This window comes from Kitasatospora sp. NPDC004799 (assembly GCF_040609095.1).
Classification (GTDB): Bacteria; Actinomycetota; Actinomycetes; order Streptomycetales; family Streptomycetaceae; genus Kitasatospora.
Map to the genome: position 1 here is coordinate 1 of NZ_JBEXJK010000744.1, position 1,792 is coordinate 1,792.

Sequence of the window (1,792 nt, forward strand, 5' to 3'; positions counted from 1 at the left end):
GCCAGCGGCGGCGGCGCGCCGGGCAGCCGGGCCGTCCCCGCGGCCAGCGCGGCCCGCAGCCGCCGGACGGCCGGGGCCGAGGAGGCGGGCAGCAGGTCGTACGGGTCCGCCGGCCCGTCCACGGTGACCAGCACCGACTCGGCGATCCGGTACGGCCGGTGGGCCAGCAGCCCGCCCAGGTAGCGGCGCAGCCGGGACAGCTCGGCGCGGACCGTGACCGTCCGGCCCGCATCGCCGAACAGCGCCTCGGCGAGCTGGGCGGCGGTGCTGCCCTCGCGTCCGGTGGCGAGCAGGAGCAGCAGCTCGGCGTGGCGCGGGCTGAGCGGGTGCGACCAGCTGTCGGCCGCGCCCCGGACGGACAGCTCGGGGCGGTCCGGGCGGCGCAGGTCGAGCCGGAGGTGGGCGCCCTCGGCCTGTTCGGCGGTCACCGTGCCGGAGCCGTCCGGCTCGGCCGGCCGGACCGGGCGCACCAGCCAGCCGTCGGCGAGCGGCTCCAGGGCGCACTCGCCGAGGCCAGGCACCCAGTGCACGGCGGCCGGGGTCCAGCCCTCGCTGGGCATCCGCAGCCGGCTGGGCGGCGGCAGCCCGGCCGCGGCGGCGGTCCAGCCGGCGGCATCCACCACCAGGGCCGGGCCGCCGACCCGGGCGAGCAGCGGGGCGGCCAGGGCGCGCAGCTGGTGCAGCGCCTCCAGCCGCCGGGCGCGCAGCTCGGTCTCGGCGAGCCGGGCGGCGGTGGCGGTGAGCTGCAGCAGGTACGGGCGGACGCTGTGCGCCGGGCCGCTCAGGTTGACGGCGCCGACCAGCTGCCCGGTGCCGGGGTCGCGCACCGGCGCGGCCACGCAGGTCCAGGAGTGGTGGCTGCGCAGGTAGTGCTCGGCGGAGTGGACGTGCATCGGGCGCCGGGCGCGCAGGGCGACCGCGATGCCGTTGGTGCCGACGCTCTCCTCGACCCAGCGGGCCCCGGTGGTGAAGCCGATCCGGTCGGCGCTGCGGCGCAGGCCGCGCTCGCCCTCCTGCCAGAGCACGTGGCCCTCGGCGTCGGCCACGGCCAGCAGCAGCGGGGCCGCGCCGCCCACCTCCAGCAGGGTCTCGCGCAGCACCGGCAGGACGGTGTCGAGCCCGCTGGTGCGGCGGCGGTGTTCGATTTCGCCGGGGCCCAGCAGGACGGTGGCGGCGCCGGTGTCGGGGTCGAGGCCGAGGCGGCGCAGCCGGGCCCAGGAGTCGCCGATCTCGGGGCGGGGTTCGGGCCGGCCGGGGCCGTCGGCCTCCTCGGGGCGGGCGGGGACGGCCAGTTCCCGGGCGGCGGCGTCGGCGAGGGTGCGGTCGTGGACCTTGGCCAGCTCCGCCGCGGTCGGCTGGGTGCGGCGCTCTGGCCGTCGGGACTGCCGTCCGGTCTGCCGCACTCGCTTCGCTCCTCGCCGCCGTTCGAGGACGCGTCGGGGCCGACGCGCTGACGAAAGCGTACGGGGGCGGTGGGCCGCTGGGGACGGGGTCGGGCAAGTCGGCATACCGGGCGGTACGAAAAACGCGGGACCGGCCCGGGCGCGGGGGCGGGCGGGGTCAGGGCCGTGCGGCGGGGCCCTGCTGGGCCGCCTCCACGGTGTGGTGCAGGTCGGCGGTGGCGTCCAGGGCGGCGCCGGTGCTCAGCGCCAGACAGGCGGTCAGGGCGACGGCGGCCACCCGCAGCCGGGTGCCGGCCGCGGCTGCCGGTCGGGGCCGGAGCAGGAAGCCGGCCGGGGAGGAGAGCTTCGCCGCGCCGGGCACCGGGTGCCGGCGCAGCACGGCCTTGAAC

Annotated in this window: 1 protein-coding gene and 1 pseudogene; both read right to left on the reverse strand. The window is 79.9% G+C overall.

What is annotated here, in order from left to right; translation table 11 throughout:
- Positions 1-1,403: GAF domain-containing protein (locus ABZW03_RS40445; protein ID WP_355269826.1), on the reverse strand; the 1,403-nt coding region annotated here is incomplete at its 3' end.
- Positions 1,404-1,560: 157 nt separating this feature from the next.
- Positions 1,561-1,792: pseudogene (locus tag ABZW03_RS40450) on the reverse strand (hypothetical protein); the annotation flags it as partial.